Raw genomic sequence first — 25,002 nt, forward strand, 5'->3', positions numbered from 1 at the left:
TTGTTGAGTATAGCGGGAAATTTCTAACGAGTTATTAAAGAAAACTAACCATCCTGTGAAACTATTAATTCTGTGTTGCGATATATCCTAAACAACATCAAAAAAATGCGCATGACTCATCTAATTTATTCACTGGCATTGTTTTTCTTCATTCGGTACAACAGAGGAGTTTATTTTTCAGGATATTTTCTGCTTATGCGCATCAATCTGGATGTTTTGCTAATCCTCGACGCACTCGACAAACAGGGTTCATTTGCCGCAGCAGCCGAATCGCTGTTTAAAACCCCTGCGGCACTCAGCTATATGATTCAGAAGCTGGAAAGCGATTTGAATATTGAGCTGCTTGACCGCTCCGGGCACCGGGCGAAATTTACCGACACCGGGCTGATGATGCTGGAAAAGGGACGTTTGCTGCTGAGTGCGGCCAAAGATCTCGAAAAGCAGGCGGTACAACTGAGTTCAGGTTGGGAAAAAGAGCTGGCAATCGCGCTGGATGACTCTTTCCCTTTCGCCACGCTGCTGCCCATTATTGATGAATTTCACGCGCTGAATAAGCAAACCCGGCTGAGTTTTACCCACCATACGCTGGCAGGCTCCTGGGAGGAACTGACCCATAATGGCGCAGACATCATTCTGGGGGCGATTAATGAACCGCCAACGTCAGCCGCCTGGTCCTACAAAATGCTCGGCACGCTGGATAATGTATTTGTCGTGGCACCCGAACATCCGCTGGCCGCCGCGCCGGATGGCCTGACAAACGAACAGCTGTGCCTGCATCGGGCCATTGTTATCAGCGACAGCGCCCGCTTTTGCCATCCGCTGCAAACCAATCTGATGGACGAACAGGCGCAGATTCGCGTCGATGACTTCCACAGTAAGGTGATGTTACTGCGAGCCGGCATGGGCTGCGGATTTCTTCCCCGCCACATTGCCAGCCCGTGGCTTGCCACAGGCGAACTGGTGGAAAAAACGGTCATCTCATTTCGCCAAAAAGATGTGGCCTATATGGCATGGCGTAACAGCCGCGACGGGCTTGCGCAGCGCTGGTGGCGAGAAACGCTGCTGGCGAGCCCGGAGATTGCGCGCTTGTATCAATGACCCATCCACACCGAGGCGGAGATCGCCGGCAGCGTCAGGATATCGTCAGCGAGCAGGCCGTTACCCTCTTTGTGCTGCCATTGAGCGACACGCAGTAGTGGCGAGGCTGGCAGGACTACTTCACAGGCCTGACCACGGTTAATCGCCACCAGCACGCGCTGGCGGTTGAGCACCCGCATAAACACGACCACGTTATCTTCGGCGTAAATCACCTGACAACCGCCATGGCGTAACGCCTGGCTTTGATGGCGTAATTTTGCCAGCCGCTGATACAGCTCAAGCAAATGAGTGTCCTGTTTTTCAGGTTGCCACGGGAACGGCTTACGACAGAACGGGTCGTTATTACCGTCCAGACCCACCTCGTCACCGTAATAAATACAAGGCACGCCAGGCCAGGTAAACAGCCATACCACCGCCAACGGTAAACGCGCCACGTCTTTGCCAAGCAAGGATTTAAAACGGGCGGTATCGTGGCTGTCGAGCTGATTGAACATCCGCAGTTGCTGCTGATGCGACAGACCCGCGCGGTAGTTATCCATCCACGCCATACAGGTTTGGGCATCAATAGATTGCGGGTCGTACGAGATATCCGTATTGGCCAGAAATCCCCAGATGGGGAAAGTAAAACCGCGATAGTTCATGGCGGCATCTTCTGCATCCGCCTGCAACCACTGGCGCGCATCACCAAAATGTTCACCCACAACATACGCTTCAGGCTGGGTTTCTTTTGCCGCCTGCGTAATCCCCGCCACATGGTGCAGGTTGTTGCGCGCCCCGCCGCCCTCTCCCAGCATATGCACGACATCAAGACGCCAGCCGTCCATACTCCACGGCGCTTTCAGCCAGTGACGAACGATACTGTCTTCCCCACGATAAATCTCATTGACCAGGCTTTGCGAACAAAAATCCAGCTTGGGTAGGCTGGCATAGCCAAGCCAGTCAAGCGCCACACCGTCGGCAGAGAAATGATACCAGTCACGCCAGGGGGAGTGCGGGTTGTAACACGCCCCATCCGTCCCACAGTTATGCCGATCAAACCAGGGGTGTGAATCGCCGCTGTGGTTAAAGACACCGTCCAGAATCAGACGCATGCCCTGCTGTTGCGTGTTGTGACGCAAGCGCAGCAGCGCGTTGTCGCCGCCAAACTGTGGATCAACATGACGGTAATCTTCGGTATCGTATTTATGCACGCTCGGCGCGGTAAATACCGGGTTCAGATACAGCGCCGTAACCCCTAGCGTTTTCAGATACGGCAGCTTTTCGCTGATGCCGTCTAAATCGCCGCCATAAAATGTCGATCCTCCGGCCTGAGCGGTCAGCGGTTCATCCCACTCGCGACGCACGATGTCATGCCCGGCTGCGTGGTGGTAATAGACGTTTGGAGCCGGCTCACGCGACTGGCTGCGGGCAAAGCGATCCGGGAAAATCTGATAGAAAATCTGGTCAGCTACCCACTGCGGACCGTTATCCGGCACATCAACAGCAAACTGCTCCAGACGCGCAGGCGGAAAACGGCTGAATCCCTGCGGTGTAAACCACAGCTGACGATCGGGCCACAATAATTTAAAGCTATAGCGCCGACGAGGTTGGCCGCTGGCAAGATCGATCGCCGCTCGCCACGCGGTTACGCCCGGCTGCGGCTGGCTGCGCAGCTTGTGCATGGAGAGCGAAATCTCTTCGTTATCGTTTTCTGCGCGTAGCGTCACCCGCTGAGGTGGATTTTCCCCGGCCAGCCACAGCGTAATTGTCAGTTGATCTTTGTTTTGCTTAACAAATGGGGCAACCGGAAGGTGCCAGGCGTTCAACATCACGTATCCCCTTTGATGAAAATGAAGCCACCTTGCCATAGCAAAGAGCAGGATCACTCATCATCTTAACGTTTATTAGGGGAGGAGTTCGGGGGAGGAGAAAATTGCCGGGCGACGCGACGCGTTACCCGGCAAAAAATTACTGCACTTCAGCCAGTTGACGCTCGCGGCGGCGTTTAAATACCCAGCCCACCAGCAGCAGGGCAATCCACGCGAAACCAACGTACAGTGAAATGCGGGTATCCGGATGGTAGCCGATAAGCGCGATGATAAAGACGAGGAAAATCAGGCCAACAACGGTGGTTGTTACCCCACCTGGTACTTTAAATTTCAGCGCCTTGACCTCTTCCGGCGGCAGACGGCGGCGGAAGGCAATCTGCGACAGCAGGATCATAATCCACACCCACACCGTGGCGAAGGTCGCCAGTGAGGCGATCACCAGGAAGACGTTTTCCGGCATGATGTAGTTAAGATAAACCGCAAACAGCAGCGCGATAGTCATCACCATCACCGTGACCCATGGCACACCGCGACGCGACGTCTTGGCGAACATTTTTGGCGCACTGCCCTGCTCCGCCATACCGTGCAGCATACGCCCCACGCCGAAGACGTCAGAGTTGATAGCCGACAGCGATGCAGTGAGAACCACAAAGTTGAGGATCCCGGCGGCAAAGGTAATGCCCATATGCTGGAACGTCAGGACGAACGGACTCCCGTCGGTGCCAACCTGGTTCCACGGGTAAATAGACATAATGACGAACAGCGTCCCCACGTAAAATACCAGGATACGCATCGGTACGGAATTGATAGCACGCGGAATAGATTTTTCCGGGTCTTTCGCTTCACCTGCAGTAATACCGATAATCTCTATCCCGCCGTAAGCGAACATCACCATTTGTAGCGACATCACCATGCCGAGCCAGCCGTTGCTAAAGAAGCCGCCGTTACTCCACAGGTTATGGATACCGGTAGGTTGACCGCCGTTGCCAATGCCCCAAATGATGATGCCGAACCCGGCGACAATCATGATGATAATAGTGGCGACTTTAAAGAACGAGAACCAGAACTCCAGCTCGCCAAACACCTTCACGCTCATCAGGTTGATGGCGCAAATAATCAGCACCACGCTGAGTACCCATATCCAGTGCGGTACCGCCGGGAACCAGACCCCCATGTAAATGCCGAAGGCAGTAACGTCGGCAATGGCGACAATCAGGATTTCAAAACAGTAGGTCCAGCCGGTAATGTAACCCGCCAACGGCCCGAGGTTTTCCTGCGCATAGCGCGAGAAAGAACTGGCTGCAGGATTATGCACAGACATTTCGCCCAGCGCGCGCATGATGATATATGCCGCAGCGCCACCGATAATATAGGCCAGCAACACGCTCGGCCCCGCCATTTTGATCGCGTCGGCAGAGCCGTAAAACAGCCCGGTGCCAATTGCCGAACCTAATGCCATAAAGCGAATGTGCCGGGTGCTCAGCCCACGCTTTAGCTTGTTATTACTTTCCATCGATTCCTAACCTGTTAACACAATAAAAAAACCACGGGGCCATATTAATAGCCCCGTGGTTAAAACTTATTGTCAGTGATTAGTGCGCGCTGGAGGTCACTTGTCGACCCGCGGCGCGATCCCAGATAATTGCCAGGATCACCATCACGACTGTTGGCATCAACCACGCCAGCCCTTGTTCCGCCAGCGGTAAACGCTGGGTCCAGGCCGGTAACACGTCGCCAATTGCAGAAGCTTTAATGCCATCAAGGATACCAAAAATCAGGCTGATAAACATCGCAGGTGCAATGACGCGGGAAGAATTATGCCACCATGAGCGGGTAAAACTTAATACAACCAGTGCGATACATGGCGGATAGATAGCCGTCAGCACCGGAATAGAGATCTGAATCAGATGGCTCAGCCCCAGGTTAGAGACCACCATTGAGAAGCCGCCGAGGATAAATACCAGCGTACGATAAGACAGTGGAACGTACTGGGCAAAGAACTCTGCGCACGCGCAGGTCAGGCCAACCGCAGTCACCAGACAGGCGATGAAAATCAGCGCCGCCAGCAGGAAGCTTCCTGCGCCGCCAAAGGTGTGCTGAACATACGCATGCAGAATCGCCGCGCCGTTAGCTGACTGATCGACCAGAATTGCGCTATCGGAGCCCAGACGGAACAACGCAAGGTACAGCAGCGTTAAGCCCACACCCGCCATCAAACCAGCCCAAACGGTGTAACGGGTCAGCAGACGCGACTCGGTAACGCCACGCGAGCGGGCGGCGTTAACAATAACAATACCAAATACCATCGCGCCCAGCGTATCCATGGTCAGATAGCCATTTACGAAACCATTCGAAAATGCTGCGGTTTGATAGGCTTCCATCGCATTGCTGATCGGGCCTGCCGGCCAGACAATCGCGGCGACAGACAGTACTACCAGCGCAAGGATTTTCAGCGGAGCAAGGAAGTTGCCGACGGTATCCAGCAGTTTGCCTGGATACAGCGACACCAAAATAACAATCGCAAAATAGACCACGCTGTAGATGAACAGCGGCAGCGCAGAGTCACCGGTCAGCGGCGCAATCCCGACTTCGAAAGAGACCGTTGCGGTACGCGGCGTCGCGAACAATGGACCAACCGCCAGATAGCAGACGGTGGCCAGCAGCAATCCAGCAACCTTACCGATAGGCGTACTCAGGCTGTCCACACCGCCACCGACTTTCGCCAGCGCGACAACGGTAAGTACCGGAAGACCAACGGCGGTAATCAAAAAGCCAAAAGCCGCAGTCCAGACGTGTTCGCCTGCCTGCAAACCAACCATTGGGGGGAAGATGATGTTACCTGCACCAACGAACAGTGCAAATGTCATAAATCCCAAAGCGATAATATCGCGCGATTTTAACTGATGGGTCATAAAGTCTTACTGCCTGTGGATGTGGTGTTGAAAATAATAAATTTTTGCCTTTCCCTGGGGGACAATACAGCGGCATTTTTGCTCAATTCCAGCGGGAAACACTCCCGACCTGGCGCGGCGAAGAATAGTTTTTCGATTTACCGCGTAAATGCAGTCGGTATGACAGCATCTGGAGCGCAATTTAAACGCTTATAACGTTTTAAAGCAAGGTGGGATCCAAAAACCAGAACAATATAGCGATATGAAAAATGCAGTTAGCACAAAAAACCATTTCATGGAAAAAGGTATGGGTAATAGTTCGAACAAAAAACAATCAAACGTCGCAAAATTCAGGATGTAACTATTGACCACATAAAAAAACCAGCTCGCGCTGGCTTTTGGAAAGATTATCTTACGAATACGGGTTAATCGTTACTTTTGGCCATTAAACGTTCCGGGATGACGAAACTAAATCGCGTCCCTTTGCCTGGCGTACTTTCGATATTCAGGCGGCTATCGTGATGTTGCAGAGCATGTTTCACGATGGCCAGACCCAGTCCACTCCCGCCCGTTTGTCGGGATCGCGCTTTGTCCACGCGATAGAAGCGTTCGGTCAAGCGAGGAATATGCTCCGCAGCAATACCAGGCCCATTGTCCTCGACGCTAAATTCCGCCCCGGAGGCAACATGCTGCCAGCGCACGGTGATGTGCGTACCCGCGGGGGTATGGTTCACCGCGTTATACACAAGATTCGAAATCGCGCTACGCAGTTGCTCCTCATTTCCCCGCACGCTCAGGTGGCTATCAATATCAAAAGTAAACGTATGATTATTCTGACTCAGCGTGTGCGCCTCGTGTTCAACCACGCGCAGCATCATCGGCACGTCCACCTTCTCATTAAGCAGTAGCGCTGGCGCGGCCTCTATTTTCGACAACGTCAGCAACTGCTTCACCAGCCCTTCCATGCGGTACGTTTGCTCACGCATGGTATGCAGCGCTTTTTCACGCGTCGTTCCTTCCAGCGGATGCTCCTGCATCATTTCCAGATAACCTTGTAGCACCGTCAGCGGCGTACGCAACTCATGGCTGGCGTTGGCGAAAAAGTTACGCCGCGAACCTTCCAGTTGGTGCATCTGGGTAACATCGCGCGCAACCATCAGCAATTGCTTATCGGTATAGGGCATCACGCGAATCTCCAGATGCCGTCCGGTATTGAGCACCAGATTGATTGGCCGACTAAAATCACGCGTTTTCAGATATTGCGTGAATTCCGGGTAGCGCAGCAGGTTAAGTATATTTTGCCCGCTATCGTCCGGCCAGCGCAGTCCCAGAACCTGCTGGGCCAGGCCGTTACACCAGAAAATGCCGCCCTCTTCAGTCGTCAACACCACCGCGTCGGGTAGCGATTCCGCCCCACTGCGAAAACGTTTAATCAGATTACCCAGTTCCCGACGGCGCTTTTTGTTGCGCAGTTGCATTTGATGCAGCCCATACAGCAACGGCTCCCAACTTCCGCGCCCCGGCGGCGGGGTCATGCTTCTGTCGACCCATAACCACCAGGACAAGCGTAATAAATTCCAGAAATGCCAGACAAGCAGGCCGGTTACCGACGCCAGCAAAAACCAGGGCAGGTAACCAAAAAAAGCGCTAAGGATAAACGCCGGTATGCAGCAGAGGATCAGCTCCAGTACCAGCCTTTTCCATGACAATCGTTCTAGCAAACGTCTTACTCCATTAACAGCCTAATCCGTCAGGCCCCTATTCATGTCAGTCAGAAGCGGGTCGAAAAACGATATCCCGTCCCACGAACTGTCTGCACCATACGATCGTGTCCACTGTGCTCCAGCGCTTTACGCAAGCGGCGGATATGCACATCCACTGTCCTGTCTTCCACGTACACATTGGTACCCCAGACATGATTGAGTAATTGCTCACGGCTATAGACGCGTTCAGGGTGGGTCATAAAGAAGTGCAACAGTTTGAATTCTGTCGGCCCCATATCCAATGGATCCTCGCCGGTCATCACGCGATGCGAGGTTGGGTCAAGGCTCAGCCCCTGCATCTCAATAACCTCTTCCACCGCCATGGGGGAAATACGACGCAGAACAGCTTTAATACGCGCCACCAGCTCCTTGGGAGAAAACGGCTTGGTAATATAATCATCCGCGCCCGTTTCCAGACCCCGTACGCGATCTTCCTCTTCTCCCCTCGCCGTCAGCATCATCACGGGAATATCCCGCGTCATCGCTTCGCGCTTGAGATGTTTAATAAACTGTAGGCCCGAGCCGCCGGGTAGCATCCAGTCAAGCAAGACGAGATCCGGCCAGGGTTCATTGAGTTGGTTCACAGCACTGTCATAGTCTTCGGCTTCTACGGGTTGAAAACCGTTTTGCTCGAGCACGAAGCAGACCATTTCACGAATTGGAGCTTCATCTTCTACGACCAGAATACGTCTCGCCATGATTTGCCCTGTTTATAATTAAATCGTTTGCCATCAATACGGTGCCATTATGCGTCAGTTTTATGACAGATTTATGAAAAGATAGTCCAGGTTTAACGCAGCCCCGCGAATTATGACAGCCCTTAAACAAGATATTACCGTCCTTGCAGGGTTATAATCCCCGCCACTGTTTTATCGTCATGGAACTCTTATGCGCATCCTTCACACGTCTGACTGGCATCTGGGCCAAAATTTCTACAGCAAGAGCCGCGCCGCTGAACATCAGGCCTTTCTCGACTGGCTGCTGGAAACGGCACAATCCCAGCAGGTGGATGCCATTATTGTGGCGGGCGATATTTTCGATACCGGCTCACCGCCAAGCTATGCCCGTGAGCTGTATAACCGTTTTGTCGTTAATCTGCAGCAAACCGGCTGTCATCTGGTGGTGTTGGCAGGTAACCACGACTCCGTCGCCACGCTCAACGAATCCCGCGATATTCTGGCGTTTCTCAACACCACAGTGATCGCCAGCGCTGGCCATGCGCCGCAGGTGCTGTCTCAACGCGACGGCACGCCGGGCGCGATCCTGTGCCCGGTTCCTTTTTTACGCCCGCGTGACATCATTACCAGCCAGGCCGGGCTAACGGGACAAGAGAAACAGCAGCATTTGCTATCGGCTATCACCGACTATTACCAACAGCAATATCATGACGCCTGTACGCTGCGCGGCGACCAGAATCTACCCATCATTGCGACCGGGCATCTGACCACCGTTGGCGCCAGTAAAAGTGACGCTGTACGTGACATTTATATTGGTACGCTGGACGCCTTTCCGGCGCAAAACTTTCCACCCGCCGATTACATCGCGCTGGGACATATTCACCGGGCGCAGGTTATCGGCGGAACAGAGCATATTCGCTACTGCGGTTCGCCAATTGCGCTCAGTTTTGACGAGTGCGGCAAAAGCAAGTGCGTCCATCTGGTGAGCTTCGAAAACGGCAAGCTGAGCGCTGTTGAACACCTCACCGTACCGGTCACCCAGCCGTTGGCGGTGCTGAAAGGTGATTTAGCCGCGATTACCGCCCAACTAGAGCAGTGGCGCGGTGTGCAGCAGGAACCGCCAGTCTGGTTAGATATCGAAATCACCACCGATGACTATCTGCACGACATGCAGCGTAAGATTCAGGCATTAACCGAAGATTTACCGGTAGAGGTGTTATTGGTGCGCCGTAGCCGGGAACAGCGCGAACGTATTATGGCGAATGAACGACGTGAAACGCTAAGCGAGCTGAGCGTGACGGACGTTTTTGCCCGTCGCCTGGCGCTGGAAGAACTCGAAGAATCGCAACGCGAGCGCCTGAATCAACTGTTTAGCACCACCTTACACACGCTTGCCGGGGAGACCGAAGCATGAAAATTCTCAGCCTGCGTTTGAAAAACCTCAATTCTCTGAAAGGAGAATGGAAAGTCGATTTCACGGCTGAGCCCTTTGCCAGCAATGGGCTGTTCGCCATCACGGGTCCAACGGGCGCGGGAAAAACCACACTGCTGGACGCCATTTGTCTCGCGCTGTATCACGAAACGCCGCGGCTCAATACCGTGTCTCAGTCGCAAAACGATCTGATGACCCGCGACACCGCCGAGTGTCTGGCCGAGGTCGAGTTCGAAGTCCGGGGCGAAGCCTATCGTGCATTCTGGAGCCAGAACCGCGCGCGCAATCAGCCTGAAGGCAACCTACAGGCTCCGCGCGTAGAACTTGCCCGCTGCGCCGACGGTAAAATCCTCGCCGATAAAGTCAAAGACAAGTTGGAAATGACCGCCGAACTTACCGGCCTGGATTATGGTCGTTTCACCCGTTCGATGCTGCTGTCTCAGGGGCAATTTGCCGCATTTCTCAATGCCAAACCGAAAGAGCGTGCCGAACTGCTGGAAGAGCTGACGGGGACTGAGATCTACGGCCAAATTTCCGCCATGGTGTTTGAAAAGCATAAAGCAGCGCGTACAGAGCTGGAAAAACTGCAGGCGCAGGCCAACGGCGTGGCTCTGCTCGCTGCGGAGCAGGTGCAGTCCTTGACAGAGAGTTTGCAGGTACTTACTGACGAGGAAAAACAATACCTTGCAAGCCAGCAGACTCAGCAACAGCATCTCAACTGGCTCATTCGGCAAAATGAGCTACAGGCAGAAATCAACCGTCACCAACAGGCGTTACAGGCCGCTAAACAGGCGCAAGAAGACGCGCAGCCACAGCTGGCGGCGCTGAGTCTGGCACAACCGGCCAGAGCGTTACGCCCGCACTGGGAGCGAATCGAGGAACAAACGGCTACGATAGCGCGTACGCGGCAGAATATTCAGGAAGTGAATACTCGCTTACAAAGCAGCTTAGCGCTGCGCGAGCGCATCCGTCAGCAGGCGCACACGCAGTCGACCGCCTTGCTCGCTGGACAGCAGACGTTAATCGACTGGCTGAACGAACACGATCGCTTCCGCTTGTGGGGCAGCGAACTGGCTGGGTGGAAGGCCCTGCTGGCGCAACACTCCGACGCCAGCGCCCAGCTACACCAGTGGCAGCAGTTACGGGAAAACGACACGCGTAAACTGGATGCGCTGGCGCTTCCCACGCTGACTCTTTCACCGCAGGAGGTCACGGCGGCGCTGGCGCAACATGTGCAGCTCCGTCCGTTACGCCAGCGTCTGAGCAATCTGCATGGGCAAATCGCCCCTAAGCAAAAGCAGCTGGCGCAGTTACGCGCGACGCTGGTGCAACGTCAGCAAGAGCTAACGCAGCGCAACGCGGTGCTTGCCGAAAAACGTCAGCGCTATAAAGATAAAAATCAGCAGCTTGCCGATGTGAGGATCATTTGCGAGCAGGAAGCCCGCATCAAAGATTTGGAAAGCCAGCGGGCATTATTGCAATCCGGCATGCCTTGTCCGCTGTGCGGCTCCACCACACATCCGGCGATTGAGCGCTATCAAACGCTCGAACTGAGTGTTAATCAGGCACGACGTGAAGCACTGGAAAAAGAGGTTAAAACCCTGGCTGATGAGGGCTCAACGTTACGCGGTCAGCTTGAGGCCATAACCCAGCAACTCCAACGGGATGAACGTGAAGCACAGACGCTTTCTCAAGAGGAGCAAGCGCTTACTCAAGAGTGGCAGACAGTCACTACCAGCCTTAACGTGACGCTGCAACCGCAGGATGATATCGCCCCGTGGCTTGCCGCCCAGGAAGAATACGAACAACAACTTCACCAGTTGAGCCTGCGTCATACCCTGCAGGCGCAAATCACGGCGCATACCGGGCAGATTACCCAGCTCCAGCAGCAAATTGACCAGCGCCAGGCGACGTTAACCGCCGAGCTGGCCCGCCATGGACTGTCCCTTCCTGCTGAAGATGACGCTAATTCGTGGCTGAGTGAGCGGGCGAGAGAAGCGCAAATGTGGCAGCAGCGCCAGAACGAACTCACCGAGTTACAGGCGCGAATAGCTCAGCTCACGCCGTTGCTGGAAACGCTGCCTGAGAGCGATACGCTGTCTGCAAGTACTGAGAATCTGTCGCTGGAAAACTGGCGACAGGTGCATGACGATTGCCTGTCTTTACAAGGCCAGTGGCAAACCTTGCAACAGCAGGAGGCGCAGGACCTACAGCGCGCCGCAGAAATTCAGGCACAGTTTGATGCCGCACTGCAGGCCAGCATCTTTGCCGATCGTGACGCCTTTGTTACCGCCCTGCTGGATGAAGAAACCTTTAGCCGTCTGGAGCAGTTAACGCAATCGCTGGAAAAGCAGCAGCAGCAGGCACAAACGCTGCTTAATCAGGCTCAGCAGGCGCTGGCGAGCCATCACCAGCAGTTGCCAACCGGGGCGGATCTCACGCTCTCGGCACAACAGCTTCGCGACGCGCTGGCGCAGCTCACCCAGCAGCTACGGGAAAATACCACGCGTCAAGGCGAAATTCGCCAGCAGCTGAAACAGGATACTGAACATCGCCAGCAGCAGCAGGCGCTGATGCAGGAGATTGAAAACGTCACGCAGCAGGTTGAAGACTGGGGCTATCTGAATGCGCTAATCGGCTCGAAAGAGGGAGATAAATTCCGCAAGTTTGCCCAGGGACTGACACTCGATAACCTGGTGTGGCTTGCCAACAACCAACTCACTCGTCTGCATGGTCGCTATCTGTTACAGCGTAAGGCCAGCGAAGCGCTGGAGCTGGAAGTGGTTGATACCTGGCAGGCCGATGCCGTGCGCGACACCCGTACGCTTTCCGGCGGCGAGAGCTTCCTCGTGAGTCTGGCGCTGGCGCTGGCGTTATCCGATTTGGTCAGCCACAAAACGCGAATTGACTCCCTGTTCCTCGATGAAGGTTTCGGCACGCTGGACAGCGAAACGCTGGATACCGCGCTGGACGCGCTCGATGCGCTGAACGCCACCGGCAAAACCATTGGAGTGATCAGCCACGTTGAAGCGATGAAAGAACGCATTCCGGTGCAGATCAAGGTTAAAAAAATCAACGGGCTGGGCTACAGCAAACTCGACAAGCTGTTTGCGGTGGGATCAGCATAAATCTCCAGGCCGGAGCCATCCGGCACAATATGTAGCACAATATTGCATACTCAAAGACGGATATGAAATGGCATTCCACTTCGCTTATCCGCAAGCTATCTCTGTTGGCGGCGAACGTTCGCCGCTATGACGCACATCCGGCGTCTTTCTTGTTGGCAGGTGGTATGAAAAAAGTCGTTTTCTCTTTAGCGCTGGGGACATTTGGGCTGGGCATGGCCGAATTCGGCATCATGGGGGTACTCACCGAGCTGGCGCGGGACGTGGGCATTTCTATCCCGGCCGCTGGCCATATGATTTCGTTTTACGCCTTTGGCGTAGTGTTGGGCGCGCCGATTATTGCGCTCTTTTCCAGCCGCTTTTCGCTTAAGCATATTCTGCTGTTTCTGGTCACGCTGTGCGTGATTGGCAACGCCATCTTCACCCTTTCCTCCTCGTATTTTATGCTGGCGGTGGGCAGGCTGGTTTCCGGCTTCCCGCACGGCGCATTTTTTGGCGTTGGAGCTATTATTCTGTCGAAGCTGGCGCGGCCAGGAAAAGTCACCGCCGCCGTCGCGGGCATGGTTTCAGGGATGACCGTTGCCAATCTGATTGGCATTCCCGTCGGTACCTGGCTGAGCCAGGAATTTAGCTGGCGCTATACGTTCCTGCTGATTGCCGTCTTTAATATCGCCGTTATTGTCTCGATAGCTTTTTGGGTGCCCAACATCAGCGATGAAGCGAAAGGGAATCTGCGCGAGCAATTTCACTTTTTGAAAAGCCCCGCCCCGTGGTTGATCTTTTCCGCCACCATGTTTGGCAACGCCGGGGTTTTCGCCTGGTTCAGCTACGTCAAGCCGTACATGATGTACATCTCCGGCTTTTCCGAGGCGCTGATGACCTTCATCATGATGCTGGTGGGATTGGGGATGGTATTAGGGAATCTGTTGAGCGGTCAGCTTTCTGGCCGCTATACGCCGCTGCGCATTGCGGTAATAACCGACTTCATCATTGTGCTGGTTCTGCTGCTGCTTTTTGTTTTTGGCGGTATCAAAGCCGCATCGCTGACCTTCGCCTTTATTTGCTGCGCGGGCCTGTTCGCCCTATCGGCGCCGCTGCAAATTTTGCTGCTGCAAAATGCCAAAGGAGGTGAACTACTGGGCGCGGCAGGCGGACAAATTGCCTTTAACCTCGGTAGCGCAATTGGCGCCTGGTGCGGCGGTATGATGCTGACGCTGGGCTTTGCCTACAACTATGTGACGCTGCCGGCTGCGTTGCTGTCGTTCTCCGCCATGTCATCGCTGCTGATTTACGGCTACCTGAAGCGCGGCGTGCAACAAGTTGCAGCCGCGACGTAAAACAGATTACGCCTGCGGCCACAGCCAGGCCGCACCGCGTACGCCGCTGGAGTCACCATGCAGCGCCTTGCGTAGGGGCGTTTCACACTCGCCGCCAAAGACAAATTGCTTCATCAACGTGGGAACGTTTTGATATAGCCTGTCGACATTACTCATTCCCCCACCCAGTACAATGACGTCCGGATCGAGAATATTCACCACATGCGCCAGCGATTTTGCCAGACGCAACTCATAGCGGCTCAATGCCTGCTCCGCCACAGCATCCCGCACGTTAACCAGATCGATAATGTCGCTGCCCTTGAGCGACTTACCGCTCAGACGCTGGTAGTCGGTGGCAAAACCGGTCCCGGAAATAAAGGTTTCAATGCAGCCTTGCTTGCCGCAATAGCAGGGTACTTCCTGGCGATAACGCAGCTCATCTTCGTCCATCCACGGCAGCGGATTATGCCCCCACTCGCCCGCGGTACCGTTGCCACCCGTGTGCGCCCGACCATTCAACGCCACGCCCGCGCCGCATCCGGTGCCAATAATTACCGCAAATACGGTTTGCGCCCCTGCCGCCGCGCCATCCACCGCTTCAGAAACCGCCAGGCAATTGGCATCATTCGCCAGGCGCACTTCACGGTTCAAACGCATACTTAAGTCTTTATCAAAGGGTTGCCCGTTAAGCCAGGTTGAGTTGGCATTCTTGACTACCCCAGTGTAAGGCGAAATTGAACCAGGGATCCCCATCCCCACGGTTCCCGTTTGCCCGGTAGCCTGCTCCGCCATCTCCACCAGCGCGGCAATGGTTTCTATCGTTTGCTGATAATCCTCACGCGGTGTGGGCAGGCGATGGCGAAAAAGCTGCTCGCCTGCATCGCCAAGCGCAATAACTTCCGTTTTTGTACCGCCCAAATCGATACCTATACGCACTGTTTGCTCCTCTTCCCGATTAACAATGCAAGCATAGCGACAATTCGCTATCATGCCCGCTGGATTTAACGACAAGGCCGTGGAAATTATCATGCTGTGGTTCAAAAATTTAATGGTTTACCGTCTTAGCCGCGATGTTTCTTTGCGTGCCGAAGAGATGGAAAAACAGCTGGCATCAATGACGTTCACCCCTTGCGGTAGCCAGGATATGGCAAAAATGGGCTGGGTTCCGCCGATGGGATCGCACAGCGATGCATTAACGCATACCGCCAATGGCCAAATTATTATCTGCGCCCGCAAAGAAGAAAAAATTCTGCCGTCGCCGGTTATCAAACAGGCGCTGGAAGCCAAAATATTCAAACTGGAAGCTGAGCAAGGTCGCAAGCTTAAGAAGACCGAAAAAGACTCGCTGAAAGATGAAGTTCTGCACTCATTGCTGCCGCGCGCCTTTAGCCGCTTCAGCCAGACGATGATGTGGATCGACACCGTTAACGATCTGATCATGGTTGATTGTGCGAGCGCGAAGAAAGCGGAAGATACGCTGGCGCTGCTGCGTAAGAGCCTCGGCTCGCTGCCGGTCGTTCCGCTGACGATGGAAAACCCTATTGAGCTGACGCTAACCGAATGGGTTCGCTCCGGCACAACGGCGCAGGGCTTCCAGTTGCTGGATGAAGCAGAACTGAAAGCGATCCTTGAAGACGGCGGCGTGATCCGCGCGAAAAAACAGGATCTGGTCTGCGACGAAATCGCCGTACATATCGAAGCGGGCAAACTGGTCACCAAGTTGGCGCTCGACTGGCAGCAGCGCATTCAGTTCGTTATGTGTGACGACGGCTCGATTAAGCGTCTGAAGTTTAGCGACGAATTGCGCGATCAGAACGAAGATATTGACCGCGAGGACTACGCTCAGCGTTTTGATGCCGATTTCATCCTGATGACGGGCGAACTGGCGGCGCTGATTAAAAGTCTGGTAGAAGGATTAGGCGGCGAAGCGCAACGTTAAGCCGTGTTTACCGAATGGCGGCTCAATGTCGCCATTCGTCATTTTTACGCTTACAGGTAGCGGCAAAGATAGGATGTTGGCTCTGCCACCTGCAGATGAAACTCGCTGCTGCCTGGTACGTTAAACACGTCCCCTGCGGCATAGACTTTCCACTCAGTTTCCCCCGGCAGCAGCACGTTCAGTGCGCCGCTGACGACCGTCATCTCTTCAGGCGCCGCAGTACCAAAGGTGTATTCGCCTTCAGCCATCACGCCAACACTGGCACGGCCAGTACTGCTGCTGGTAAAACCGATGGATTTTACTTTGCCGGAAAAGTATTCATTACTTTGAAGCATACAACTGGCCCTATCTTGTGATTAAGTTAATAACCAATATAGGGGGCTGGCGTTCCACCTGTCACGCAAAATTACGCAAGCAATTCCGAAGCCAGCCGGGCGATCAGCACATTGGACAGCAGAACCGGGACATCCAGCGATTTTTGCAGTAAATCGCGATGACGTTGATTAAAACCCAGACAATCCAGCATGATCACATCCGCGCCTTGCTCAAGCAATTCTTTACCGGCATCAATCAGTTGTTGTTCGGAACCGTGAATCGGATTCGCCACGGCATACACTGGCGGCGTTTGCAACACCTGCCATTTTTGCGTCTGGGCTTTAAGCAATTCCGTGACGGGGACAAGAACCCCGACCTGATGCCCTTCCACAATCGAGGCGACCAGTGGAGGAATTATACGTAAAGGTTCCAGTAACATACTCTTGCGGGCGGTCAGGCGGGCAATTGAGGCCGTACTCATCAGCAGGATCACGTCAAAGCCCTGATTATCGAGTACTTCTACGATACCTTGGAGTGATCGTTCCACTTTCTGGCGCGAAACATGGGCAAGCTGATGGTCGCTGAGCAGCGTTAAAAGCGGCTCGTCACCGGGAGAGACGCCGTACTCGGCCATCACATCCTCTCGCCGCATCTGCCCCAGCAGACTGTGGTGAGTGATGTGCTGCTCATCAATATATTCCGTCAGGAGCGGTAACACCTCACGCATCGGCACCACGCCAATCGTGAGGATAGCCAACGACGTACCCATTTTTTGCTCCACCGTCTTCTTACTTTGCTGTGAATTCCCGAATAATTGCCGGGCGCTGACCTGTGCTACAAACGCTCAAAAGCGTAGCAGCAGATCGGCGGTCTATTTTGTAAAGATTCCAAATCATTCCAGTACTGTATTGTTATTGTTTAATTTTCAATTTTTACTGTATACGGCGATATTTAAAAAAATGTGATGTACGCCCGTCCTGGCACTTTTCAGACTCGTGCCAGGACGGTGCTTAATATCAGTCTTTATCGGGATCTTCGTAGCGTTTTTTAGCATCCATGGCTTCCTGAGCGGAAGGATGCTCACTGATCAGCGAATTCGGTTCTGGGTGATCGGCGCGAAGTTGATACCAGGTTACCGTCTGGCCTGGCGTCCCCTTTTCAACGGTAACAATGGTTGCTTGACGCGGATAAGGTGGTTTTGTCGGCATAGCTCTTCCTTTTGTCTGAATGAGCTTTAAGTATAGACACCACCCTGTAAGCGTGGCGCTGCCTGCGACAGTATCCCAAGAATGTCGTCCACCACCTGCGAAGGCGGATTGGTCGCATCAACAATATAATGCGCCGCTGCACGGTACAGAACATCACGCTGGGCAAGCACTTCCTCTACTTCTTCAGTCAGCGGCTTGCCGGTTAAGGTTGGGCGCAACCCCTCTTCAGGCGTAGCCTCCAGACGATCAACCAGTACCGATACCGGCGCGCTTAAATAGATAACCACACCGTGGCTACGCATATAATGACGATTAAATTCGGTCAGAATGATGCCGCCACCGGTCGCAACAACCGTTGTCGGAGCCGTGACGGCCTGCAGAGCGGTCGTTTCCTGGGCACGAAACCCTTCCCATCCTTCTCTTTCGACGATTTCCGCTACGGTCATCTGCACGTGCGACTGCAACCAGCGATCGGTATCAACGAACTGGTAATCGACAGCCTTCGCCAGCGCCATACCGATTGTCGTTTTACCACACCCCCGGGGGCCCACAAGAAAAAGAGGTTGCGTCATCACAGAATTTCCCCAGAGAACCGCCGACGAGCGGGATCTGATGCAATTAAAGATATAATCATATCACCAAACTAGTACACCACCAAATCGTAAAGAAAAAATTACACAAGCAGTGATGGTGTCAATTAAACCCTACTATAACAAGAATTCACACGGATGAAAGTGTAAAAAATAAATTACAGATACTATTTTCTACGCTGAACTTCCAGCCACCACTTATCCAGCTCAGCCGCAAAATGCTGTCGGTCACGGGGAGAAAGGCTATCCGGTCCCCCGGTCTGGATGCCGCTGGCGCGTAGCGTATCCATAAAATCACGCATCATCAGACGTTCGCGGATCGTCGCTTCGGTATAACGTTCGCCGCGTGGATTAAGCGCTGCCGCCCCTTTTTCAATGGCTTCAGCAGCCAGCGGAATATCCGCCGTGATCACTAAATCACCGGCGCTACATTGTCGTACAATCTCGTTATCAGCAACGTCAAACCCGGCGGGAACGCGTAATGTACGGATAAAACGCGAAGACGGGACGCGCAAATTCTGGTTCGCCACCAGAATAAGCGGCATCTGCATGCGCTCAGAGGCGCGGTATAAAATTTCTTTAATCACGTTCGGACACGCGTCGGCATCCACCCATATTGTCATAATCTCTCCCCAATCGTGTGTAATCGCGCATTGTCTCGTGCTTTTACTTGCAGGCAAAGTGCTGTTTCTCCTTCTGCACATATTCATTCCGCGCTAAGCTTAGCTTTCCCAGATTTACCCTAAATAATTCGGGTTGCAGGCAGGCGGCAAGAGAGTGAGTCCCGATGAGCTTACTCTGGTAAGTGATTCGGGTGAGCGAACGCAGCCAACGCACATGCAACTTGAAGTATGACGGGTATAAAAAAATGAATATCATCCATAGGGAGTGACAAGATGGACAAAAAAATTGGTTTTATCGGCTGCGGTAATATGGGCAAAGCAATTCTTGGCGGCATGATCGCCAGCGGCCAGGTTCTCCCGGGACAAATCTGGGTCTATACCCCTTCCCCCGATAAAGTCGCTGCGTTGCACGACCAGTATGGCATTAATGCAGCGCAGTCTGCGCAAGAAGTCGCGCAAATCGCCGACATTGTTTTTGGGGCCGTAAAACCAGGCATCATGATTAAGGTACTGAGTGAAATCACCTCCAGCCTGAACAAAGACTCTCTGGTTGTCTCGATTGCCGCTGGTGTTACCCTCGATCAGCTCGCCCGTGCGCTGGGTCATGATCGCAAAATCATTCGCGCAATGCCTAATACCCCGTCACTGGTTAATGCCGGAATGACCTCCGTCACGCCGAACGCCTTAGTAACGCCGGAAGATACGGCCGACGTACTGAATATCTTCCGCTGCTTTGGCGAAGCCGAAGTGATTGCAGAATCGATGATTCACCCGGTTGTCGGCGTCAGCGGTTCTGCACCGGCCTATGTCTTTATGTTTATCGAAGCGATGGCGGACGCCGCCGTGCAAGGCGGTATGCCCCGTGCGCAGGCTTATAAATTCGCAGCGCAAGCGGTAATGGGCTCGGCAAAAATGGTGTTGGAAACGGGTAAACATCCTGGGGAACTGAAGGATATGGTGTGCTCGCCAGGCGGCACCACTATCGAAGCGGTACGCGTCCTGGAAGAACGCGGTTTTCGTTCATCAGTGATTGAAGCGATGGTTAAGTGCATGGAACAGTCAGAAAAACTCAGCCGATCCTGAGTTAATATTACCGGACGTCAGGCCGCCGCTTCGGTGCGGTTACGTCCGGAATTCTTTGCTTTATAAAGCGCCATATCCGCCGATTTTAACCATTCCCGATAATGCTCAGTTTCAGAAGTCAGCGGCGCTACGCCAACGCTAATACGTAAGGCGACCTGCGGAGCGCAGGATAAACGCAACTGACTAAGTCGTTCATGCACGCGCGACATGGCCGCAATTGCGCTGGTTGCGGGCGTACCGCACATAATCACCGCAAATTCATCACCACCAAAACGGCCAATCACATCGCTACCGCGTAAAGTCATCTGCAACTGGCGGGTCAGCGCGACAATAGCCTGATCCCCGACGTCATGACCCCAGGTATCATTGATGCTCTTGAAATGGTCGATATCAATAATAAGCAACGTGGCATCACGCTGATAGCGGCGGCAATTATCAAATTCATTACGTAGCAATAACTCCCAATGACGTCGGTTATAAACGCCGGTCATCCCATCTCGCGTACTCATCACCTGTAAGCGGCGTTTATGTTCCGCCAGCTTGATGATCGTCTGATAGCTGACCCAGGCAAACAGCAGCGGGTACATCACCAGTACCGGCAGTGATAACAGCACGCTCAGTTGACTGCTGCTAACAGCGACGGGAATATCGGTTAACTGTAACGTCACCAGGCATGACACCGCCATCAACACGACGCCCGCGAGGAATACTCGCATTCCCCCTGCGCCCATCAGGTTGATGCAAGTAATCATGAGCAGCGCCGTGGACGGCAACAGGTTTGCCCCCATAATACCCAGCCACATACCGGCGAGGATGGCATCGGCTTTTAAATTGGTAAATTCACTATGCAGAGGATCGTCTGCTTTACTTGCCAACTGCCAGGCCAGATGTGGCCAGACAAATGCCCATCCCACCAGTAACAGCCACCAGCCGCCAGTAATAGGCTGGGAAACTAATACCGACGCGATAGGGAAAAACATCCCCCCCAATCCCACCGCTCGCGGCAGCCTGATCCGTCGGGCAAATCGCAGACCGGAACGTTGGTGGTCGTTTTGATGAAGTGATATAAACGCTTCATCCGCGACGACCTTCTTTTGGAAAAAGTTTTCATCATTCATCGTATTTGGGAACATTCTGAAACAAATTTCCCAAATTATAGGTAGGGGTCTGCTGGCGGGAGTATGAAATTTCGGGTGAGCGTTTTTACCTGCTCACCCGTAAGTGCTACGCAGCTTTTTTCAGGCAAGCGCTCATAAACTTGTTCCGATCGTCGCCTTTCAGTGACTGCTCCGTCGCCTTGACGTTGCATTCACGCATCTTCTGCTGCTGTGGGGTTAAACTCTTTTCCTCAGGCGCAGATTTGCTGTTTTTCAGGCAATCACTCATATACGTCTTTCGCGCATCCCCTTTTAAGGCCTGCGCCGTTGCCTGCTGATTGCAGGTGGTCATACGCTGTTGTTGCGGGGTTAACGTCTTCTCGGCAGCACCGACGGTAGTTAAAAAAATCAATCCAAAGAGCAGCGTCATTAATAATGTAATTTTCATAGCACCATCCTTTTCTGAACGACGACACACAGCTAAGTTTGGCTGCTAACGATAAAAATACCACCCGGTGGCAAAACTATTGTCACCGGGTGTCGGATTATTTCAGTCCTAACGCCGCTTTCATGGTGTAAAACAGATCAGTTTGATCGGTCAGACCGACCACATTCGCCGCATGCGGGCCATAAGCGGCGATGCGCAACTGGCTACCGGTGTGCTCCTGAGATTCCTCTTCAGAATTGCCGTAGCTGATGACCATCACCGCGCCATCTTTGGTGTTCAGTGCCTGAGTCAGACCAGGCGCTTTAGTATCAGGCGCGACAATCTGGCTGGCATGCGCGTGGTCAGCGGTTACCACCACCAGGGTGTTGCCGTCTTGCTTCGCAAAGGCAAGCGCGCGCTGTACCGCTTCGTCCAGATCAACCGTTTCACCAATCTGTCCGCACGGGTTGGCGGCGTGATCCTGTTTATCGATGGATGCCCCTTCCACTTGCAGGAAGAAACCTTTCTCATTTTTGCTTAACAGTTCAATCGCTTTATCCGTCATCTGCGCCAGCGTCGGTACGGTGTCATCACGCTTTGGATTTGGCGTACAGGTCACCGCTGGTTTATCCAGATTCCCATGATAGGACGCTTTCGGACCTTCCCAGCGTACCGGCATGTTGCCGTCGGAGAACAAGCCCAGCAACGGCTTATCCTGGTTAGCTTCGGTAATCGCAGCCAGCGTCGCGGCATCACTTACCATCTGATAACCGCGCGCCAGGGCTTGTTCACGCAACGTTTTGCCCTGCCACTCCCCTGCCGCAGCGGTTTCGGCAAACGTTTTTGCCCCACCGCCCAACGTGACGTCAGCCCGGGCATTCAGCAATTGTTCTGTAATTGACCCTTTGCCGCCTTTTTCCAGCGCATTGGTTGGGCATTTTTCACGGGTCACGTCAGGGCCATAGCACTTACGTGAAGTCACATGAGCAACCAGTGCCGCTGGGGTTGCATCCTGCAATTCAGCGGTAGAAACGTTGCCCGTCGCCAGACCTGCCGCTTTTGCCATTTCCAAAATTGTTGCGTGATCTTTTTCATGTATATCAACGCCCAGCGCGCCATTGTAAGTTTTAACCCCGGTGGTCCACGCCGTCGCTGAGGCCGCTGAGTCCGTCACATAATCTGGCTTGCCCGTTTTCTTATCTAACGCATAGTGCGTGTATTGTCCGGTCAACGGTAAAGCATCAATACCTTTAAAAAAACCGCCCGCGCCTTCGGCATAATTTCGCGCTGCCGTTATTTCAGAATCGCCCATCCCATCGCCAATAAGTAAAATGATATTTTTGGCAGGTTTATCGTTCAGAGATTCGCGTAAAGCCGCCGTTTGATCGGCTGACAATCGGCGGGCGCCGCCTGGCGTGGTGATATCACCCTGAGCGGCACGATTATCCATAACCGCTACGGTAGATGTTTCTGCATTAATAATCGGGGTAAACAGCAAAGGTAACAGGGCAATAGCGAGTGCGCTTTGTTTCACTTTATTTTCTCCATGTATAAATACGGTAAAATTAAAACAAAGCGACTATAAGTATTTGATGTGACACTTTTATGATAATTTGTGGGGACGTCCCACAGATTAATCAAAACGTTTTGACACGCTTTCGCCAGCGTTATGCAGGGTCGTCATAAACGCTGGCACGGGGTTGACACCTGCCAGAGCCCCTTCAATTTGACGCAGCAATATTTGCCGATCGCTCCACGCCATATTGCGCAGCATTTCGGTGATTACCTGCTCTAACATTTCAACCTGCGCGGCCAGGTTTTGTGACTCTTCTTCTTTTTGGGCGAGCTTAAGCAACAACTCAGTGACGAGATTTTTCATTTGCGTATTCCCTTAACAAAATATAAGCCACGTTAACATTAAGGCTCATAACTGCCTAGGTGATAAAAGTTTTATTTTTAGAAGAAATTAAACTATTTGCGAAAACAATCACATCACAAAATAAGGGAGAGACGAGACGTACAGCAGAATCATTCAATATCAAAAGGTAAGATTATGAATAATCACATAGAGATATAATGCAGAATTATCGATAAACAACGCCGACTGGCAGCGTTGTTTATCAGGAAGTCAGCGCGCGTGACGCCGACGTCGCAACGCGATGGCCAACTGCCAGATGTTAATCAGTACAATACTCGCCGTAGCAATAAACACCCAGCGGAATCCCGCCATGGCTGATACTGTTGCTCCCATCAATGGCCCGGCGACATTGCCCAGGTACATAAATGACTGGTTATAACCAAAAATACGCCCGGTTATCTGGTCGCTGGAGTATTTCACCAGCAGCGTCTGTACCGCTGGCAACATCGCGCCGTCGGCAAAGCCGAGCAGAAAACGTAATACCCCCAACTGTAATGGCGTGGTGACCCACGACATGGCAAAAAACAGCACGACAGCGAACATCAACGTCGCCATTAAAATCCGCTCAGTACCAATACGGTCGCCTAATTTGCCAAGCCGGGGCGCGGAAATCAGGGCCGAGATGCCAGGTACTGAGGCGATCAGCCCGCTGAGAAAGGCAATATTCGAACTGTCTGGCACCATTGATTTGATAAACAGCGCCAGAATTGGCCCGATAGAGCCGTTACACAGCTGAATCACCATCGTCGTAAAAAACAGGCTGATCACCAGCGCCGGATAAGGCAGCGAGGCAAAGACGGCCTTCCCGCTCAGGCGTTCGCTTTTTTTGGTCGTCGGGCGCACACCCTCTTTGATCAAAAACAGCGTGACAAGGAAACTGACCACCAACAAAGCCGCAGTAATACAGAACACCGCCCGTAAGCCAATATGGTCGGCAATAAAACCGCCCATTAACGGACCGCCAATAACGCCGCTGATTTGCGCTGTAGAAAGCGTGCTCAATGCCCATCCGCTGCGTTCACGCGGAACCTGTGATGCCACCAGCGCCATTGCGTTCGGAATATAGCCTGAGGTTAACCCCATCACCCCGCGCAGCAGAAAAAGCTGCCAGACGTTAGTGGCAAATGCCTGCAGTAAAATCGCAATCGCCATCCCCAGCGAGGCTCGCAGCAGCATCAGCTTGCGCCCTTTACGGTCAGCTAAACTGCCCCACATTGGTGAAACAATGGCTGAAATAAGGAAGGTGACGCTGAACGTTAACCCAGACCACATAGAGAGCGCTTCGTGCGAGGTGACACCCAATTGGGAGATATAGAGCGGTAAAAAAGGCAGGATTTGGCTAATCGCCAGTCCGGTAAAAAAGCATCCGAACCAGACGGAAATAAGGTTTACTCTCCAGGATTCCATAAGGACTCATAACGATAAGTAGCTGAAAACTGCGAGCAGCTTAACAAATTACTTAGCCAAATAAGGATCCACAGGTGCGATATATCACAGTTTAGAATTTTATCTTCCCGCTCATCATATTTGTGATACGCCTCACATCAAATCCACAATACAAGCAGGGAATTATGCTTGATGCGAGATCAACGCGTTTGCGCGTATCTAATCCCCTGTTGCCCAGACAAACAATCTGCCAGAAGCCGAGGAAACCTGCGTTTTGTCGTGGTAATGTATGTGCTTTGCATTCAT

General features: G+C 53.1%; 22 protein-coding genes. 6 read left to right on the plus strand and 16 right to left on the minus strand.

Going from position 1 to position 25,002, the window contains the following annotated elements:
* Positions 1–195 precede the first annotated feature (195 nt).
* Complete coding sequence (locus tag M4I31_RS17945; protein WP_085047650.1) at positions 196–1,098, plus strand: LysR family transcriptional regulator; 903 nt, start codon at positions 196–198, stop codon at positions 1,096–1,098.
* On the opposite strand, the gene malZ is transcribed toward M4I31_RS17945, so the two are convergent.
* The 5 genes from malZ to phoB form a co-directional block, all read right to left on the minus strand.
* Positions 1,092–2,906, minus strand: coding sequence for a maltodextrin glucosidase (gene malZ / locus M4I31_RS17950; RefSeq protein WP_085047651.1), 1,815 nt, complete (start codon positions 2,904–2,906; stop codon positions 1,092–1,094). The two genes, M4I31_RS17945 and malZ, sit on opposite strands and share 7 nt — an antisense overlap.
* Positions 2,907–3,045: 139 nt before the next feature.
* Entirely contained in the window at positions 3,046–4,419 is a 1,374-nt protein-coding gene (gene proY / locus M4I31_RS17955; protein WP_042310145.1) for a proline-specific permease ProY, read from the minus strand.
* Positions 4,420–4,498: 79 nt separating this feature from the next.
* Positions 4,499–5,818, minus strand: coding sequence for a branched-chain amino acid transporter carrier protein BrnQ (brnQ, locus tag M4I31_RS17960; protein ID WP_038638153.1), 1,320 nt, complete (start codon positions 5,816–5,818; stop codon positions 4,499–4,501).
* A gap of 404 nt (positions 5,819–6,222) precedes the next feature.
* Positions 6,223–7,518: a phosphate regulon sensor histidine kinase PhoR gene (phoR, locus tag M4I31_RS17965; RefSeq protein ID WP_069323942.1), complete on the minus strand. Its 1,296-nt coding sequence runs from the start codon at positions 7,516–7,518 to the stop codon at positions 6,223–6,225.
* Positions 7,519–7,568: 50 nt separating this feature from the next.
* Entirely contained in the window at positions 7,569–8,258 is a 690-nt protein-coding gene (gene phoB, locus M4I31_RS17970) for a phosphate response regulator transcription factor PhoB (RefSeq protein ID WP_003021496.1), read from the minus strand.
* 190 nt (positions 8,259–8,448) lie between these two features.
* Here phoB and sbcD point away from each other — a divergent pair, with 190 nt between their 5' ends.
* The 3 genes from sbcD (at position 8,449) to araJ (ending at position 14,131) form a co-directional block, all read left to right on the plus strand.
* On the plus strand, positions 8,449–9,651 hold the full coding sequence (gene sbcD, locus M4I31_RS17975) for an exonuclease subunit SbcD (protein ID WP_069323940.1): 1,203 nt from the start codon (positions 8,449–8,451) through the stop codon (positions 9,649–9,651).
* Positions 9,648–12,797 carry an exonuclease subunit SbcC gene (gene sbcC / locus M4I31_RS17980; RefSeq protein ID WP_085047652.1) on the plus strand — a complete coding sequence of 1,050 codons (3,150 nt, stop codon included), beginning with the start codon at positions 9,648–9,650 and terminating at the stop codon, positions 12,795–12,797. Before sbcD ends, sbcC begins: the two co-directional genes overlap by 4 nt.
* Before the next feature lie 164 nt (positions 12,798–12,961).
* Positions 12,962–14,131, plus strand: a complete 1,170-nt coding sequence (araJ, locus tag M4I31_RS17985; protein WP_085047768.1) for an MFS transporter AraJ — start codon at positions 12,962–12,964, stop codon at positions 14,129–14,131.
* Positions 14,132–14,137: 6 nt separating this feature from the next.
* Here araJ and mak read toward each other — a convergent pair whose 3' ends face one another.
* Complete coding sequence (gene mak, locus M4I31_RS17990) at positions 14,138–15,046, minus strand: fructokinase (protein WP_085047653.1); 909 nt, start codon at positions 15,044–15,046, stop codon at positions 14,138–14,140.
* Between the two features lie 91 nt (positions 15,047–15,137).
* On the opposite strand from mak, the gene rdgC reads away from it, so the two are divergent.
* Entirely contained in the window at positions 15,138–16,049 is a 912-nt protein-coding gene (rdgC, locus tag M4I31_RS17995; protein WP_003021479.1) for a recombination-associated protein RdgC, read from the plus strand.
* A gap of 50 nt (positions 16,050–16,099) precedes the next feature.
* Here rdgC and ppnP read toward each other — a convergent pair whose 3' ends face one another.
* The 5 genes from ppnP to M4I31_RS18020 all read right to left on the minus strand — a co-directional run bounded on the left by ppnP (position 16,100) and on the right by M4I31_RS18020 (position 18,785).
* A complete protein-coding gene (gene ppnP, locus M4I31_RS18000) occupies positions 16,100–16,384 on the minus strand; it encodes a pyrimidine/purine nucleoside phosphorylase (RefSeq protein ID WP_038638136.1) in 285 nt (94 codons plus the stop codon).
* 71 nt (positions 16,385–16,455) lie between these two features.
* Positions 16,456–17,133, minus strand: a complete 678-nt coding sequence (locus tag M4I31_RS18005) for an AroM family protein (RefSeq protein ID WP_038638130.1) — start codon at positions 17,131–17,133, stop codon at positions 16,456–16,458.
* 247 nt (positions 17,134–17,380) lie between these two features.
* On the minus strand, positions 17,381–17,572 hold the full coding sequence (yaiA, locus tag M4I31_RS18010; RefSeq protein WP_038638127.1) for a protein YaiA: 192 nt from the start codon (positions 17,570–17,572) through the stop codon (positions 17,381–17,383).
* A gap of 26 nt (positions 17,573–17,598) precedes the next feature.
* On the minus strand, positions 17,599–18,144 hold the full coding sequence (gene aroL / locus M4I31_RS18015; protein WP_085047654.1) for a shikimate kinase AroL: 546 nt from the start codon (positions 18,142–18,144) through the stop codon (positions 17,599–17,601).
* Positions 18,145–18,329: 185 nt separating this feature from the next.
* Positions 18,330–18,785 carry a YaiI/YqxD family protein gene (locus M4I31_RS18020; RefSeq protein WP_038638120.1) on the minus strand — a complete coding sequence of 152 codons (456 nt, stop codon included), beginning with the start codon at positions 18,783–18,785 and terminating at the stop codon, positions 18,330–18,332.
* 273 nt (positions 18,786–19,058) lie between these two features.
* Here M4I31_RS18020 and proC point away from each other — a divergent pair, with 273 nt between their 5' ends.
* On the plus strand, positions 19,059–19,868 hold the full coding sequence (gene proC, locus M4I31_RS18025; RefSeq protein WP_038638118.1) for a pyrroline-5-carboxylate reductase: 810 nt from the start codon (positions 19,059–19,061) through the stop codon (positions 19,866–19,868).
* Between the two features lie 17 nt (positions 19,869–19,885).
* On the opposite strand, the gene adrA is transcribed toward proC, so the two are convergent.
* The 5 genes from adrA to M4I31_RS18050 all read right to left on the minus strand — a co-directional run bounded on the left by adrA (position 19,886) and on the right by M4I31_RS18050 (position 24,717).
* Positions 19,886–21,001: a diguanylate cyclase AdrA gene (gene adrA, locus M4I31_RS18030; RefSeq protein ID WP_139815546.1), complete on the minus strand. Its 1,116-nt coding sequence runs from the start codon at positions 20,999–21,001 to the stop codon at positions 19,886–19,888.
* Between the two features lie 91 nt (positions 21,002–21,092).
* On the minus strand, positions 21,093–21,413 hold the full coding sequence (psiF, locus tag M4I31_RS18035) for a phosphate starvation-inducible protein PsiF (RefSeq protein WP_085047657.1): 321 nt from the start codon (positions 21,411–21,413) through the stop codon (positions 21,093–21,095).
* A 97-nt stretch (positions 21,414–21,510) separates the two neighbouring features.
* Entirely contained in the window at positions 21,511–22,926 is a 1,416-nt protein-coding gene (gene phoA / locus M4I31_RS18040) for an alkaline phosphatase (RefSeq protein ID WP_038638110.1), read from the minus strand.
* Between the two features lie 99 nt (positions 22,927–23,025).
* On the minus strand, positions 23,026–23,271 hold the full coding sequence (locus M4I31_RS18045) for a sigma-S stabilization anti-adapter protein IraP (RefSeq protein ID WP_038638107.1): 246 nt from the start codon (positions 23,269–23,271) through the stop codon (positions 23,026–23,028).
* A gap of 249 nt (positions 23,272–23,520) precedes the next feature.
* Positions 23,521–24,717, minus strand: a complete 1,197-nt coding sequence (locus M4I31_RS18050; protein WP_069323932.1) for a multidrug efflux MFS transporter — start codon at positions 24,715–24,717, stop codon at positions 23,521–23,523.
* Positions 24,718–25,002 lie beyond the last annotated feature (285 nt).

It is taken from the genome of Citrobacter sp. XT1-2-2, assembly GCF_023516235.1.
GTDB lineage: Bacteria > Pseudomonadota > Gammaproteobacteria > Enterobacterales > Enterobacteriaceae > Citrobacter > Citrobacter werkmanii.